Origin of the sequence: Aestuariivivens sediminis (genome assembly GCF_022662105.1) — a bacterium.
In the GTDB taxonomy this organism is placed as follows: Bacteria; Bacteroidota; Bacteroidia; order Flavobacteriales; family Flavobacteriaceae; genus Aestuariivivens; species Aestuariivivens sediminis.
The window spans coordinates 44,808-60,076 of the sequence record NZ_JAKMCP010000007.1 but is presented as its reverse complement, the minus strand read 5'-3'; the positions used below and the strand labels follow the sequence as shown (position 1 = coordinate 60,076).

Genomic DNA, 15,269 nt, shown 5'->3' with positions numbered 1-15,269 from the left:
TTAACTGCAATGGTCTTGTATAAGCATTGGTACCATGTTTAAAGATTGTATTTTTTCGGTTTAGTGAGCAGGATCGCATCGGCCGACACCAGTGCAGTGACCTGGTATAAGCCAATGACCGTCCTGTAGTGTGGGGCTTTCGGTTTTCTTAATTATGAGATCTTCGTGTTTTCAAGGTCCCCGTTATAGGACTTTGCCTTCAATGGGATTGGTCTTCCAGGTACCTGTCAATGATGGTTTTGATACGTCTGATGTCCTTTAAGACCACATTCAGGTCATAAAGATTGCCATATTTGATTTCTTTGGCATAATCCAGAAGTCTGTGAAAGTCGCCGTTGTTTTTTAGATCTTCAAAATTCTTCGGGTAGTACAATTTTGCGGGTAATTGGTTTTTCCTCATTTCAAATTTGATCTGCCCGAAGTATTCCTGGAACTGAGGGGTTAAGTAGACATAGGTCACTTTTTCTGCCGTTTCCTCACGTTCTTTTAAAAACGAATATTGAGTCTCATAAAGATAGGTAATCGCCTTTCTAATGGAATCCTCAACGATAATTTGAAACCCGATATTGGAAAGATTTTTATAGCCACTGGTATTAAGGGTATAGGTGGGATTGAAGGTAATACTCCCAAAACTGCGGGTTAAGGCGTCCGTCAATGTGCCGTTTGAATCCAGGATTCCTTCAATGTCCTGCACAGTTTTAATGCCTTCTTCGTTCAATCTAATATCATTTTGAAGGGATAAAAGGTCTACACCCAGGTTTTCAGAGATTTCTTTGAGCACCTTTATTTCAGTAATAGCCGCTTTCCTGTTCTCATTCCAATTATTTATGGCTAATGCAATCAAAATCCCGATAACCACGAGAATAATTTCCCCGATGGCATATTTAACATAGGTTCCGGTTTTTCCGTCTGAAAGTAATTGCTGGCGGAGTTTTCTAAAAAAGGTAATCATAATGAAGTGGGATAGGTATGCTGTGAGCGGCTATCGCAACCAAGGGGCTGCCCGACCTTTGATGTTGTAGGGCAACATGGTGTTTCGATAAACTTAAGCAGTTTAGCATGCGTTGGATGAATGAATAATGAAAGATAAGGAAAATGAATATAAAGGAGGTATTGGTGGGTTTAAAATTCATTTAAAAGCCAAACAAAACAAAGTAATAGAGTGTAAATCCCTCTTTTTGTTTAGGTGTTTTTACTTATATTTAATAAGCATTAATTCATTAGTGTAAATTAAGGATGATTAAAAAGAACAAATTCGGTACTTCACCCGTTTTTTTTACTGCAATATCAACAATTTTAGGGGCGATAATGTTCCTAAGATTTGGTTTTGCAGTTGGTTCTGTAGGATTTTTAGGAGCTGTCTTAATTATATTGATTGGTCATATGGTTACTATACCAACAGCCATGGCCTTAGCCGAAATCGCTACGAACCAAAAAGTGGAAGGTGGAGGTGAGTATTTTATTATTTCCAGGTCTTTTGGTATCAATATCGGTTCGGCAATTGGCATTGCCCTATATTTCTCTCAAGCCATTAGTGTGGCATTTTATATTATCGCATTTGGTGAGGCATTCGAAGCCATTAAGCCATGGGTGGAAACGGAATGGGGATATATCATTTATGATAATAGGTTGTTTAGCGTTCCTGCATTACTATTGTTGATATGGTTAATGGTAAAAAAAGGCGCTAATTTAGGGGTAAAGGCACTATATATGGTAGTAACGCTTTTGGGTATTTCTTTAATCCTGTTTTTTTGTGGTACTACAGGATATTCAGAAACTTTTGATCCTTCAACATTGTTTAAAAATGTTAGCCCGGAAAAAGGATTTTTTTATGTTTTTGCAATCATCTTTCCTGCTTTTACTGGCATGACCGCAGGTGTAGGCCTTTCGGGTGATTTAAAAGATCCTAAAAGGTCTATACCACTTGGGACATTGACAGCCACAATTGTGGGGATGATCATTTATTTCTTTATTGCATACAAGTTGGCATCCTCGGCATCCTCGGCTGATTTAATTGAAAATCAGTTGATCATGGCGGAAATTGCAATCTGGGGGCCCATAATTCCAATAGGATTGGCCGCGGCAACCATCTCTTCAGCTTTAGGTTCATTTATGGTAGCGCCGAGAACCTTACAGGCCATTGGAGGAGATAAGGTATTTCCGAATAAATTCTTGAATTTTTGGGTCGCAAAAGGAACAAAAAACAGTAATGAACCAAGAAATGCCACCATTGTTACCAGTATTATAGCATTATTGTTTGTTTTGATGGGAGATGTGAATGCCGTTGCGGAAATAATAACAATGTTTTTTATGGTAACCTATGGTTCACTTTGTCTTATTTCTTTTTTTCAGCATTTTGCAGCTGATCCTTCATATAGGCCATCGTTTAAGTCCAAGTGGTACCTTTCCTTTTTGGGAGCGATTATGTGTGTCTATTTAATGTTTAAGATAAATACACCTTACGCACTTACTGCTGTGTTCTTAATGGTATTGCTTTATGTATATATTTCTTCACAAAGTGATAACCATAAAGGAATGGCCAATATTTTTCAAGGAGTCATCCAACAATTGAGCAGAAGGTTGCAGGTATTTCTTCAAAAATCAGAAAAAGCAAGTGCCGAAGAAGACTGGAGACCTTCAGTGGTTTGCTTAGCTTATGATAGTTTTGAGCGTTTTGATACATTAGAATTAATGAAATGGATTTCGCATAGCTATGGTTTTGGTATGTATGTCCATTTAGAACATGCCTATCTTTCAAGTACCACAAAAATTTCTGCAGATGAAAAACTTGAAAGACTCATACATTATGTGGCCATTAACAAATCGAATGTATTTGTAGAAACATTGGTTTCCCCATCAACAACTTCAGCTATTGCTTTTATTATTCAATTACCGGGAATTTCAGGACAGCCCAATAATATGGTTCTTTTCGAATTTAAGAAAGGTGAAACAGCATGGTTGTCAGATGTACTTGACAATTACAACCTAATAAAAACAGCTGGTCATGACGTGTGCATTCTTGCAAGCTCCGATAAAGGCTTTGGCTTTAGAAAAGAAATTCATATTTGGATCAAAAAAGAAGACTATGAAAATGCGAATTTAATGATCTTACTATCATATATTATTTTGGGCCATGCTGATTGGAAACATGGTCAAATAAAGATTTTTGCCGCTTTTCGTGAGGAAAATATTGCGAAAGAACAGGAGAACTTGATTCAGTTGTGTTCTTCAGGAAGATTACCTATATCTCCGAATAACATTAATGTTATTCCTTTGGAGGAAAATAAAAGTAAAAATCATTTAATTAATAAATATTCTGAAGATGCAGACCTTACCCTAATTGGTTTCCATGAAGGCCATGTTAAATCTGAAGAGCATAAAGTATTTGAGGGATATGAGAATATAGGTAATATTCTTTTCGTCAATACCTTAAAGCCAAAATTTATTAAATAATCATTATCAGATAGCAATCGCAATTCCATACTGTTTGAATGTTATATTCGTTTGAGTCCCGTCCGGACGGCAACTAAGATGTGGTCTTGTTTATACCAAATAGGGATAACGTAGTGAAAGCCCATTAAAATGGGAATTTCAATGCGGAGCTTTCCTTTTTTCTTAATAAGAAAATTGAGATGCCTGCCTGTCGGCAGACCGGTTTTTTTGTTTTAGGGGTATTCTAACGCTATTGAAAAGGGGTACATAACACAAGTTCTTCTGTGGACTTTTTTGTGTTTTTATACCAAACACCATTATTTAATTTGAGTCAAATAAAATATGTTTTAATCCTCTTAGGGTGTTGAGTTTTAACTGATAATAATCCTTACCTATTTTAACGAGTTCATTAATCTCTTTGAAAAGGATCTTTTTGTCTTCTATATTATAACTACATGTGTAGGCTAGTTTTATTATTCTTTGTATATTTTGATAATCGTTATTTTTTCTAATTTCGCATTGGACCTCATTTAAATTGGAAATACAAGTTTTACTTTTAATAAATTCAACTTCATCATTTGATATCACAAAGTTGGCATTCGCACAATAGGTTAAAACGTAGGCTTTTAATTGATTCTTTTTATAATCTTGTTTCATAAATTCCATTTTAAAAATTTTCAATACTTTTATTAATTGAATATAGCCAGGCATCAAATAATTTTTGAGCAAGCTTCTCTTTTTTAAGCCTTTTAATTAAATCCACTCTGGTACCTTTTCCTTGATGATAAACCGTTTGTCCTTGTTTGGTATCAAATACAAAAATGTGTTTGGTGTCTAAAAAGTCTCTTATTTTGTCGGATAGCTTATAGTTTTTTGTTTGTCTCGCTTCCTCTCTTATGTCAATAAGTTCATCAATATATATGTTATCAAAATCCATGATTCTTTTTTTTGATTATTATGATATTTTATAAATATGTTAATACTAGATTTAAACTAAATTGAATAAAATTTGTATGAATAGCTTCTATCTCAATATGTTAAATGAGATAATAATTCAGAATTAAGAAAGCTATTTAATGTTTCTCCTTAGAGGCTCTTGTGCTTTTTGCTAGAACTTACTTTATGTTTCATTAAAATGACAATCTTAAAATACGAGAGAAGAACGCATCATTTTAATAATCGTTCTCCTGTAAAGGCGAATTGTTCCCATTTCGGTAAAGGATGAAAAGGAGATGCCTGTATATCTCTAAATAAACGTTCAAGTACGTTAGACCTGTAGAAACTTTGTCCTCCAATAGCTTCCATGGCATATTCTACAGTTTTCTTTGCATTTTCACCGACATTAGTTTTGTGAGATAGTACATCTACAGTTAGGTCTTCAGAAGGAATAAAATCCAATTCATTAGTAATTGCACACATCGCTTTCCATTCCGTTTGAGCACTTAGCAAGACATTATTCAACCTACCTATAAGAGTAGTTATATGCTTTTGGTTTCTGTGATATTTCTTGCCTTTTTGTATAGCTATTTCTTTAGCCTTTTCTGCGATACCTACATATGCAGACATTATTAAAGGTAATGCTACAGTAAGCACAACATTCCATACTGGATGAAATTCATTTTTTGGTCTTGATAGGGATATTGCAGAGTCAGGTATAAAAACATTTTCAAATAAAATAGAATTAGAACCTGTTCCCCTCATACCCATAACATCCCAATTATCTAAAATTGAAACACCATTTGTTGTCATTGGAACTGCAAAATGTAGAACTTCCCAATTATTGTTATTAAGGTATGTTCCACTAGTCACAACCAAGTCGCCACCAGCAGATTGACTGGCAAAATGTTTAGTGCCAGAAAATAAATACCCGCCATTTCTTTTCTTAAGTTCACCATTAGATCCAAGCCAGTCTCTAGCTCCAGTACTTATAAGTGCTAATTCATTATTAGCCACATTACGTAACATATCCACTCCTATGCCTTCATTTTTGTATTTCCATACAGTTGCAGATATTAAGTGTTGATGCATTGAGAAAGCTAAAGCTGTTGAGCTACAATAATGGGCAATAACTCTAATAATATCACACATTTCTTTATGTGATACGCCTCCACCACCGAGCTCTTTAGGAATGGCAGCAGAGAAGAATTTTAATTCTTTTAGCTGTAGATAGTTGTCTTTCACAAAGGAGCCATTAAGATCATATTCAAAGGCTCTATGTGCAAAGTCTTTGCCAATACTATGTGTTTTTATTATCCAATTTGTTGATTTTAAGGTTGCTTCCATAATACTATATTATTTAAATTAGTATTACAAATTTCGCAGATTACATAGGGTTAAACTTTGCTTAAAAGTTTAAAAAATAGCTTGAGAAGGTCAATATCCTACGAGGTGATTCTTTTTGAGAAGGAGCTCGGAGTCACACCATACTTTGATTTAAAAACCCTACTAAAGTGAGATACGTCTTCAAAGCCGCTTTCAAAGGTTATTTGAGTTATATTTAAGGATTTTTTTAAAATCAAACTAGCTGCATATTCAAGTCTCTTATTCAGAAGCCATTTACCTGGGGTAGTATTATAATGGTTAAAAAAATCTCTCTTAAATGTTGATAAACTCCTATGGCATAATTTTGCATATTCCTCTAGCTTTAAGTTATATGAAAAATTGGTCTCCATTATATGCGTGAGAGAGGGAACTGGATTTACGGTAACAGATTGTAAGTAAGAAATTAATAAGTCATTTTCACAATTGTATAAAATGTTAATGAGCAACTCTTTTAATTTCAACCTGAGAATAGCCTCAGGAGGTTCTTTTTTATCCTTGAAATAGGGATACATAGATTTAATAAAATCATTAATGTAATCTTTTGGGAGGAGTTTTGTTGCGGTAAATTGATGTATATTAATTTGATTGTTGACTGGGATATTATGAATTACATCTTTTAGAGCTTCCCTTATAATGTCATCTGGCAAGAAAAACCCAAACATGCAAAAATCATCATCAAAGAATTGCTTGACAATGGCAGCTCCTTTTTTGACAAATAAGGTTTGTCCCGCTTCCATTAACCATTCATTCTCAATGGTACGCCAAGTCTTTTTACCACTTAGAACATAGATCAAATAATCAGATTGTGTATAAATACCTACCTCTTCATCAACAACGCCACATGTATATTCAACACAAACTAATTCATCCAGTGAAAATTTGTTAAATACTAAACTGTCCTTTATGTTTTCAAATAAGTTATCCATAAAATTTAAAAACAGATGTAGGGTTGTCACAAAACCTAATCTTAAATAATAGCCGGTCTAACAAATTTAATCATAAAATATAAATTCAATATTGAGATTACAACAACTACCCTAAATCAACACTTTAATTTCCTGATTTTATATAACCCCAACCTTCTCCTTGTTTTTTTACAATTTCATCGATAGCATTATTTACAGTTTTTACGCCATCCAGAAGTTGTTCTCTTTTAATGTTAAATAGAGACATACTTACTTCACAAGCTGTGAAACTTATGTTTTTGTTTTCTATATATTTAGATATTTCATCTGAAACTACAGATTGATTTTTCATCATCATAGGGACGGCTTCTCCATAAGCTATCACATCAAACTGTGTATTAGGATGGCTATCCGTCATAATTCTAAGCGTTAGTAAAACAGATTGGTACACCTTGAAATTTGTGCTAGTTACATCTATAATTATTTTACGATTTACATCCTGCGCAGAAACACTAAAGATTAATAATCCAAAAGCGAAGCTTAAACATATTTTTTTCATGATTTTAAAGTTTTAATTATTTGAAGCAAAGAAAGACTAGAAAACAATTTTAAGTTTTGCTTAAAAGTTCAATGATTTGATTTTAAAGTTAGCTTTAGAAAAGAAACAAAGCAGATAGCTATAGGTTTTTGAGCTTAATACATTGATAATGAGGGTGTTTTAAAGTCTTTTTTAGTCCCGTCCAGACCGCTATTAAAAAGTAGTATCGGTCCTGGAAAGGTGACGACGTAGTTTAGTAACAGACGGAGAAACTTTTCCTTATTGGGGAGGGGTTTTTTTGTTTAGAACCGAGGTAAGGACAAAAAAGCATTAGCCTATGGCGACAGGCTTAATTCTAAATTTTTTGATTTTAGACGTCAGTGTTGTTCTTGGAAGGTTGAGTAACTCTGCAGCACCACCCTCACCGGATATTTTCCAATTAGTAATATTTAATGCTTTAATGATATTGTCCTTTTCAAGCTTTAAAAGTTGATCACTGGTAAGAATACGGGAGTTTTCTGCTTCGTCAGGAATGGGTTTACCAGGCATTGGTAAAATAGAATCCAAATTAAAATTTCCATCAGAGGACGTAATTATGCCGCGCTCAATCACATTTTGTAGCTCCCTGACATTTCCAGGCCAATTATAGGTAGTCAATTTATTCAAATTTTTTGTTGTAGGAGGCATTACATAAAGCGCTTTATTTTTTGTAATCTTTTCAAAAAATGCTTTAGCAATAAGAATTATGTCATTTCCTCTTTGTCTCAAAGGAGGTATATTGATTGGAAAAACATTTAATCTATAGAACAGATCTTCTCTAAATTTACCTTCTTCTATTCGTTTTTCCAGGTTTCGGTGTGTAGCAGCAATGATTCTCACGTCCACTTTTTTAGTTTCAGAGCTACCCACCGGCTCAAAAGTTCCTTCCTGGATTACCCTTAATAGTTTTGCTTGCAAGGGCAGAGGCAGTTCGGCTATCTCATCCAGGAAAATGGTACCATGATCTGCTAAAGAAAACCGTCCTTCCCTTGATGTTAAAGCACCTGTAAATGCGCCTTTAACATGGCCAAACAGTTCACTTTCAATTAATTCAGAGGGAAGAGCAGCACAATTAAGAGTTATCATGGGTTTAGATTTCCTTCCACTTGATTCATGTATCGCTTTTGCGAATAATTCTTTTCCCGTTCCTGTTTCACCCAGTATCAATACATTGGCATCTGTTGGTGCCACCTGAATAACCAGATCAAGACATTTTTTGATAGGCTCGCTTTTACCGATTATATAGTTGAATTGTTGTGCATTCATCTTTTCTTTTAACATAATCGTTTCAACATTCAGTTCCTTTATTTTTAATTTGTTCGAAACTTCATCTTTTATGTTTCTTATATACAGGGCATAATATAAATGCTTTTCAAAGTGATAGGATGAGATATTGATTTTAGCCGGAAAAGATTCTCCTTTACAATTAATACAAACCAGAGGTTCTTCTAAATGTAATGTGCTCTTAGTATTATTTGCAGCATTGTATTTTAAAAGCGCTGAATTTAACTGTGTTAATGAGGCATAATCAAAAACAGTCTTGATATCCGTTCCAATGAATGTTTTGTTTGCAACTTCAAATATTTGATTTGCAGCTTGATTGGACTGTGTGATTTTAAATTCGGAATTAAATTCAAGTATTGCATCATTTGTACCATTGACCAATCGGTTTAATTTGGATTCGCTTTCAATAACTTTTCTTTGTATAATTTCACGTCTTAATTCCGCTCCTGCTCTCGAAGCAAATATCTTGAATATAGCGTATACTTCAGGAATTTCAGGCATGGGCTTATTGTCTAATAAAGCCAGATGACCAAGTATTTTACCATCGATATCCTTTAATGAAATGCCCATATAACTAACCGCTCCAAATGGTTTTAGGTCAGTATCTTTAGGATAAAGATCAACGACTTTATCCGGAATATGACACAGGTCTTGATTTTCTATGACATCCTGACAAGGTGTATCTGTAATAGAATATTCGTATTTCTCAACATAATCCCCATTTAACCAAAAGGCTAAAGCTTTTAATTTATAGTGTTCTTCCAGATATTCTGTAACCCAAACGCCATGAACATCCAAAATTTCCGACAAATGTTTTACGAGTGCTCTAAAAAACGCTTTCCCTGTAAATTCTGAAGTTGTTTCAATTATTTGTTTTAATGCAATTAGGGCTGGTACTCTTTTACGTTCTTCCATGACACACGATAAGAATTGACCAAATTAAGGTACCCAAAAATTTAATTATGACGAAATTTCGACAATAATATTTTTGCTCTTATTTTGTAAAACATTGAAAAACAGATTGTTATGATATTGGCATTTAATGTGCTTATCACAAAGCATGATTAACAATAAATTCTTATAACAATGGAAACATTACAAAAAACAACAAATGGAGTAGACCTTAATAGGTTACACGCCACAATTAAAGCAATTGGAGAGAATCCAGCGATTGCAGATTTTAAATTCAGAGCATCCAACAAATGGGTTGATGGAGCTAACAATGTATCATCAATTAAAGGCTTTTACGGCGCTTGCCAGGAAGATACTTCCAGAGATGTCAATTTGGTATTGGAGGCAGATGAACCTGATGTATTGCTAGGGACCAATAATGGCCCGAATCCTACAGAAACCTTATTGCATGCCTTGGCGGCCTGTATCACAACCACCTTGGTTTATCATGCCGCAGCAAAAGGCATTCAATTAAAAAGAGTGGCTTCTACCTACGAAGGCGATCTGGACTTACATGGATTCCTGGCTTTAGACCTGAATGTGGACCCCGGCTATAAGGTTATCAGGATTACATTCGATATTGAAGGAGAGAAAAAACTTTCAGACCGACAAAAACAAAGATTGTTAGATGTTGGCAGACAATTTTCTCCAGTACATTCCATGGTTTCTAAAGCCGTGCCAATGGAGGTACTATTGAAGTAATTGACTTGGGGCAGGGACATGTTCCCTGCCTGTAACATTTTAGTAAAATAAAATGGGTGAACATAAATACAAGCGACAATTAAAAATTAGAAAAAATGTATAAAAATTATGAATTATTAAAAGGAAGTAGAAATACTGTGAATAATAATATTGCCAAATATAAATATTTAGGAAATTCATTACGGATCGTTATTTTACAAAGCAGGCGATATAGAGCCATTTAGTAAAAATTAGATATTAAGATATAAACCAAAAATTAATAAAAATGAAAACAAATTTTAGAATTAAAAACACAGTGGTTTTATTCACTTTAACAATGTTCTGTTTAAACTCATGTAATACAGAAGAATTAGGAACACATGAGGCAGATCTTTTTACGAGCAATTTAGTGGCTGGTAAAGGGCATGGTAAGGTTCTACATCATGTAAATTTAGGATCCAATGATGTGTGTACTTTTATTGGACAACCAAATGGATGTGATGCAAATTTCTCATTAGTTGCCAATTTGTATGCAGATGGTTTTGTAACCGGGCAATGGCAAGACTCCTTTGCTGATGGTGGAGAAGGCATTCACGTCGATATTGATTGTGCAAATTTTGGTTACGGCCCTAATGGAATTACATATGCCATAGTTTCCGGAATAATAACAAATGGAACCATTTTGGGTCAAGATGTAACCGGCCAACGTGCTACGACTTTTGCAGCTGATCATGGGCCTGGTAACCAAGAGGATTATATGAGCTTCTCTATTTTGCCTGGAGATGTAGATTGCAATCTTTTAACGGATGAAGATGCCATAATTTACACTTCAATTATTCCTTTAATAACAGGCGAAGTAGTTGTATGGTAAACCCATTTGAGTAATGAAACAAAAAGCTTATGACTATTGTTGTAGGCTTTTTTATCTAATCAATTAATAAGTAGTAATAATGAAAACGTTGTGTTTTTACATGAAATATGAAAGAGGCGGGGCGCAACTTCAAAAATCAAAGACCAATGATGCACAGTAAATTAATCATTTTATCAACTTTTATTTTACAATCCTGTATGACCATTTCTAAACAAACTAAACTGATATTTGAACCTGTAAAATTGACGTCAACATATGAATTCAAACTCTCACTTGGCACAAAAGAAATAAATATTGAAGTAGAAAAGGGCATTTTTCTCAATGGTTTCCTCTATGAGAAAGAAGAAAACAAGCTCCTCATGATATATTTTCAAGGTAATGCTAAAAACCTTCAAAACTTTCTAGATAACCATAGTATGGTTTTAAACTGGGGTTACAATGTTCTAGTTACAGATTATAGGAGTTTTGGAAAATCTAACGGTAAACTGAGTGGGCAGTCGCAAATGTATGACGATGCTGATAAAATTTATGACTATGGAATACTATTGGGATACAAACCACAAAATATAATTTTGTATGGCTATTCAATGGGAACCGCGATGGCAGGTTATTTGGCTTCAACAAAAGAAGCAAAAGCGCTAATATTGGAAAGCGCCTTTTCGTCAATACCAGAAATAGGTTGGGTAGGCAATAAAGCTCCAAATTACGAACTTAATACCGCTGAAAAAGCTAAACAAATAAACATTCCTACATTATTAATTCACGGTGACAAGGATAATGTAATTTCACCAGATCACTCTCAACGAATTTTTGGTAACTTAAGGAGTTCAAAGAAAAAAAGAATTGTATTACAAAATGGAGGGCACGGTGATTTACGTAAACGCCCTGAATATCAAATGTTAATAAACGAATTTATAAATCAAAACTAAAACAAGAAAGTCGCCATGGGGTAAACAATAACAGCTAGAAATCTTGTCGTGGTATATTTGTCAATTATGATTCATAATGATGTAGAAATGAATAAAGTATAAGAATTGAAAATAATTTAAATTAAGTATCACGCGCCAACCTTATGGCCAATTTAAGGATTGGGTTAAATTACAGGTTAGCCACAATATAAACAGAACGCAGTACAAAATGAACGATATAGAAATAAGATTAGCAACTAAAAAAGATGCTCAATTTATAGCACTACTTGGAAGAATTACATTTACCGAAACTTTCGGACATTTTTTTAGAGATGAGCAAGATTTATTGAATTATTACAATTCAACATTTTCGGTTGAAAAAATTGAAAACGGAATTGAGAAATCAAATAATGTTTTTTGTATAGCTTTTGCAAACCGACTACCTGTTGGTTACGCAAAACTCAAGTTGAATTCCAAATCAGAATTTATTGACACGGAAAACACTTGCCAACTTCAAAAAATATACGTTTTGAAAGATTTTTTGTCAAAGAAAATTGGATTTGAATTACAAAATCTACTCTTAAAAAAAGCCAAAGAACTTGAATTTACAGAAATTTGGCTTTCTGTGCTAAACAGTAACGAACGAGCAATAAGCTTTTACAAAAAAAGCGGATTTGAAAAAATTGGAAATCATTACTTTCAAATTGGAAAAGAAAATTTTGAGTTTTCTGCATTGAAAAAAAAAATACAAAATACTGTGGTTAACAATGTATAAACGCAATAGCGGCTAAAGGGTTTAATCGAAAGTTATTTCGCAAATTTAACACCAGTAATAAACCGAAAGTTCGGCTTCAAAATCCGCTACTGCGTTTACACGAGACCGTTAAACAAAATTTTTTACAAGGCATTATAAGTTTATAACATTATATTTAAATCATTCAACCAAATAATGAAAATTACAATTCAAGACATTTTAAGCGCGCAAAAACGGATTTCACCTCATGTTTTTGAAACCCCTTTGGAATACTCCATTGACCTTTCTAAGGAAATCAACACGAACGTATATCTTAAACTAGAAAATTTACAGGTGTCAGGAAGCTTTAAACCAAGAGGAGCTTTTAATAAAATTCTTAAGCAGCAAGAAATAAACCCCAAAACAGAATTTGTAGCTCCAACTGCTGGTGGACATGGTGTGGGACTATCCTATGCGGCCAAAAAATTGAATTCAAAAGTTCATATTTTAATGCCTAAAGATGCGGATAAGGATAGATTGAAGGACATTAGAACCAATAATGCATCCATTCAATTATTTGAATCGGTAACTGAAGCAAGATTGGAAGCGAAGCGATTGGAAAAAGAAAAGGGATTTTGTTATGTTTCAGCTTACAATGATGTTGAAATGATTGAGGGAGGTGGAACCATTGGGTTGGAACTTTTGGAGCAATTGCCTAATGTGGACTGTTTGGTTTGTGGTGTAGGAGGAGGTGGTTATTTGGCAGGATTGGGCATAGTAATGAAGAGTATCAATCCTAATATAAAACTATATGGTGTTCAGCAAGAAAATGCTCCATTTTTGGCAAACTGGTTTAGATCTAAAGTCTATCCCTCAAACTTTAAAATAAAGCCTTCAATAGCTGAAGGAATTGGAGCAGAAGTAGAAGAAGATTCAATTACCTGGAATTATATCAACGAATTTGTAGAGGATTTTTTAATTGTATCTGAAGCTGATATTATTGATAATATAAAATGGACAATAAAAAACCACAAACATTTTGTAGAACCTTCAGGCATTGTTGGATTGGCAGGGATAAGAAAATATCCTGAAATATTTAACAAATTTAAAAATGTGGCAACAGTAATAACTGGGAGAAACATGTCGTATGAAAAATTTTTAAGGATTATAAAATAAAGAAGTTCTCATCTAGTTTATGAGATGCCGAAATCGATTAAACAGCCTATGGGTTTCAAAAGCGTTTGGGCACTTAAGTATTCAATAACTAAATGGGAAACTTAATGCTAAAAACGGGAGTATAGCACAAAATATCGATCATTTAATGAATACCAATAAATCTTATTTTATGATAATCGAACAGGCAAAAAAAGGGAGGTATAGAAAACCATATTCAGCAAAAATAGGAATGTTGGTAAACTTTTTTGGAAAGGTTATATTAAAATCAATTAACCCGAATAGAAAGAAAAAGTCACGAACATTTAAAATTTGGGAACCAAACAAAACAGGAGTATTTTAGGATATTATAATTGATTTTAAAAATCATCAAAATGAATTAAAGAAATTGATGACAACTCTTGAGATTTGATCACAAGTGATTTTGTCATTTTCTCACCAGTCCATAGGCATATTGTCTATAAATTGGAAACCGTCTTTGAAATCATTATACGTCACGAAAATCGACATTTTAAACAGGCTAAAGAGGTATTAAAGGACAAAAATTTGATACTCTGGAAAAAATGTTTTAATGGTTTCAAGTTGGCAACAACATACTTGGGCTTTAGGATTGTATTTAAAATTCATTTTCAAATACTGCAATAGCTCTTACTGGAGAGCCTGTTCCTCCTCTTATTTTTAAAGGCAGTCCAATAAACCTGAAACGTCCACGACCAATTAAAAGATGAAGATTGATCATATTTTCATAGTGTGTAAAACCCATTCTACCACAAATTCTATGAACTTCCTTATTTGAAATACCTGATACTCCGGGAGACATAGTTTCTACGCCAAAGGCAGATATCCTTTTTCTTCCAAGCCATGCGGCAGCTTCCGAAGTTATACCCGGACCATTAGGCCAGTCAAGGGTATTATAGGTCTTACGATAATGATCTGTATAAATCAATACAGTATCTCCCGTATTGATTTCAACCTTTTGTTGTCTGCAAGCTTCTTCTATTTCTAGAGATGTAATCAATTCTTTCAAGTTCTTGCGTGAAAAGTCCAGGCAAATGCCTTCAGTATAAAACATTGAAAGCGGCATAGTGTCTATTGAATTTTCCTTAAACTCTTTCGCCATGTGGTTAAGCGCATCTACATGTGTACCTGTATGCTCTCCCAATTCCAATTTATAAACAGCTGGTGTAACTGTACCAGAATCTTTAACACCGTCCCACTCCTCGTGTGTATTATGAATTGTCATTTTTACTTCGGGAAGTCCTTTATACACTGGCATACCCCCATATATTTCTTGGCTTAAGTCAATTATTTTGGTCATACAATTCTAAATAAGATTTCCTAAAAGTACGAAAAGACTAATTATCTATTCAAGTCCTGTCCTGATTGCCACTAAAATAAGGTGTGGGTTATCCCAAAACGGGTTAATGTAGTG

Annotated in this window: 14 protein-coding genes; 6 read left to right on the top strand and 8 right to left on the bottom strand. The window is 34.0% G+C overall.

The window, feature by feature from the left end:
- Window positions 1–199: 199 nt before the first annotated feature.
- The gene (locus MR054_RS14790; protein WP_242158576.1) at window positions 200–952 is read right to left on the bottom strand and encodes a DUF6090 family protein; all 753 of its coding nucleotides are present in this window, start codon (window positions 950–952) and stop codon (window positions 200–202) included.
- 284 nt (window positions 953–1,236) lie between these two features.
- Between MR054_RS14790 and MR054_RS14785 the strand changes: the two genes are divergently transcribed.
- Window positions 1,237–3,453, top strand: coding sequence for an APC family permease (locus tag MR054_RS14785; RefSeq protein ID WP_276520191.1), 2,217 nt, complete (start codon window positions 1,237–1,239; stop codon window positions 3,451–3,453).
- Between the two features lie 300 nt (window positions 3,454–3,753).
- Here the strand turns inward: MR054_RS14785 and MR054_RS14780 are convergent, their stop codons facing one another.
- From MR054_RS14780 to MR054_RS14755, 6 genes are all read right to left on the bottom strand, one after another.
- Window positions 3,754–4,089, bottom strand: a complete 336-nt coding sequence (locus tag MR054_RS14780) for a hypothetical protein (RefSeq protein ID WP_242158572.1) — start codon at window positions 4,087–4,089, stop codon at window positions 3,754–3,756.
- Window positions 4,090–4,099: 10 nt separating this feature from the next.
- Window positions 4,100–4,369 carry a hypothetical protein gene (locus MR054_RS14775; RefSeq protein ID WP_242086524.1) on the bottom strand — a complete coding sequence of 90 codons (270 nt, stop codon included), beginning with the start codon at window positions 4,367–4,369 and terminating at the stop codon, window positions 4,100–4,102.
- Window positions 4,370–4,599: 230 nt separating this feature from the next.
- A complete protein-coding gene (locus MR054_RS14770; RefSeq protein WP_242158571.1) occupies window positions 4,600–5,715 on the bottom strand; it encodes an acyl-CoA dehydrogenase family protein in 1,116 nt (371 codons plus the stop codon).
- A gap of 98 nt (window positions 5,716–5,813) precedes the next feature.
- Window positions 5,814–6,680, bottom strand: coding sequence for a helix-turn-helix domain-containing protein (locus tag MR054_RS14765; RefSeq protein WP_242158570.1), 867 nt, complete (start codon window positions 6,678–6,680; stop codon window positions 5,814–5,816).
- Between the two features lie 124 nt (window positions 6,681–6,804).
- Complete coding sequence (locus tag MR054_RS14760) at window positions 6,805–7,218, bottom strand: DsrE family protein (protein WP_242086531.1); 414 nt, start codon at window positions 7,216–7,218, stop codon at window positions 6,805–6,807.
- Between the two features lie 309 nt (window positions 7,219–7,527).
- Window positions 7,528–9,435, bottom strand: coding sequence for a sigma-54-dependent Fis family transcriptional regulator (locus MR054_RS14755; RefSeq protein WP_242158569.1), 1,908 nt, complete (start codon window positions 9,433–9,435; stop codon window positions 7,528–7,530).
- 171 nt (window positions 9,436–9,606) lie between these two features.
- Here MR054_RS14755 and MR054_RS14750 point away from each other — a divergent pair, with 171 nt between their 5' ends.
- The 5 genes from MR054_RS14750 to MR054_RS14730 all read left to right on the top strand — a co-directional run bounded on the left by MR054_RS14750 (window position 9,607) and on the right by MR054_RS14730 (window position 13,840).
- On the top strand, window positions 9,607–10,173 hold the full coding sequence (locus tag MR054_RS14750) for an OsmC family protein (RefSeq protein ID WP_242086535.1): 567 nt from the start codon (window positions 9,607–9,609) through the stop codon (window positions 10,171–10,173).
- A 265-nt stretch (window positions 10,174–10,438) separates the two neighbouring features.
- Window positions 10,439–11,023: a hypothetical protein gene (locus MR054_RS14745; RefSeq protein ID WP_242158568.1), complete on the top strand. Its 585-nt coding sequence runs from the start codon at window positions 10,439–10,441 to the stop codon at window positions 11,021–11,023.
- A gap of 146 nt (window positions 11,024–11,169) precedes the next feature.
- Window positions 11,170–11,952 carry an alpha/beta hydrolase gene (locus tag MR054_RS14740; RefSeq protein ID WP_242158567.1) on the top strand — a complete coding sequence of 261 codons (783 nt, stop codon included), beginning with the start codon at window positions 11,170–11,172 and terminating at the stop codon, window positions 11,950–11,952.
- Between the two features lie 208 nt (window positions 11,953–12,160).
- The gene (locus MR054_RS14735) at window positions 12,161–12,706 is read left to right on the top strand and encodes a GNAT family N-acetyltransferase (RefSeq protein ID WP_242158566.1); all 546 of its coding nucleotides are present in this window, start codon (window positions 12,161–12,163) and stop codon (window positions 12,704–12,706) included.
- Between the two features lie 174 nt (window positions 12,707–12,880).
- Entirely contained in the window at window positions 12,881–13,840 is a 960-nt protein-coding gene (locus MR054_RS14730) for a threonine ammonia-lyase (RefSeq protein ID WP_242158565.1), read from the top strand.
- A gap of 613 nt (window positions 13,841–14,453) precedes the next feature.
- Here MR054_RS14730 and MR054_RS14725 read toward each other — a convergent pair.
- Window positions 14,454–15,155: a cyclase family protein gene (locus MR054_RS14725; RefSeq protein ID WP_242158564.1), complete on the bottom strand. Its 702-nt coding sequence runs from the start codon at window positions 15,153–15,155 to the stop codon at window positions 14,454–14,456.
- Window positions 15,156–15,269 lie beyond the last annotated feature (114 nt).

Coding starts and splice junctions, on each gene's coding strand:
- MR054_RS14745 (WP_242158568.1), top strand. CDS start 10,439: ATGAAAACAAATTTTAGAATTAAAAACACAGTGGTTTTATTCACTTTA.
- MR054_RS14780 (WP_242158572.1), bottom strand. CDS start 4,089: ATGAAACAAGATTATAAAAAGAATCAATTAAAAGCCTACGTTTTAACC.
- MR054_RS14735 (WP_242158566.1), top strand. CDS start 12,161: ATGAACGATATAGAAATAAGATTAGCAACTAAAAAAGATGCTCAATTT.
- MR054_RS14765 (WP_242158570.1), bottom strand. CDS start 6,680: ATGGATAACTTATTTGAAAACATAAAGGACAGTTTAGTATTTAACAAA.
- MR054_RS14740 (WP_242158567.1), top strand. CDS start 11,170: ATGATGCACAGTAAATTAATCATTTTATCAACTTTTATTTTACAATCC.
- MR054_RS14760 (WP_242086531.1), bottom strand. CDS start 7,218: ATGAAAAAAATATGTTTAAGCTTCGCTTTTGGATTATTAATCTTTAGT.
- MR054_RS14770 (WP_242158571.1), bottom strand. CDS start 5,715: ATGGAAGCAACCTTAAAATCAACAAATTGGATAATAAAAACACATAGT.
- MR054_RS14750 (WP_242086535.1), top strand. CDS start 9,607: ATGGAAACATTACAAAAAACAACAAATGGAGTAGACCTTAATAGGTTA.
- MR054_RS14755 (WP_242158569.1), bottom strand. CDS start 9,435: ATGGAAGAACGTAAAAGAGTACCAGCCCTAATTGCATTAAAACAAATA.
- MR054_RS14725 (WP_242158564.1), bottom strand. CDS start 15,155: ATGACCAAAATAATTGACTTAAGCCAAGAAATATATGGGGGTATGCCA.
- MR054_RS14775 (WP_242086524.1), bottom strand. CDS start 4,369: ATGGATTTTGATAACATATATATTGATGAACTTATTGACATAAGAGAG.
- MR054_RS14730 (WP_242158565.1), top strand. CDS start 12,881: ATGAAAATTACAATTCAAGACATTTTAAGCGCGCAAAAACGGATTTCA.
- MR054_RS14785 (WP_276520191.1), top strand. CDS start 1,237: ATGATTAAAAAGAACAAATTCGGTACTTCACCCGTTTTTTTTACTGCA.
- MR054_RS14790 (WP_242158576.1), bottom strand. CDS start 952: ATGATTACCTTTTTTAGAAAACTCCGCCAGCAATTACTTTCAGACGGA.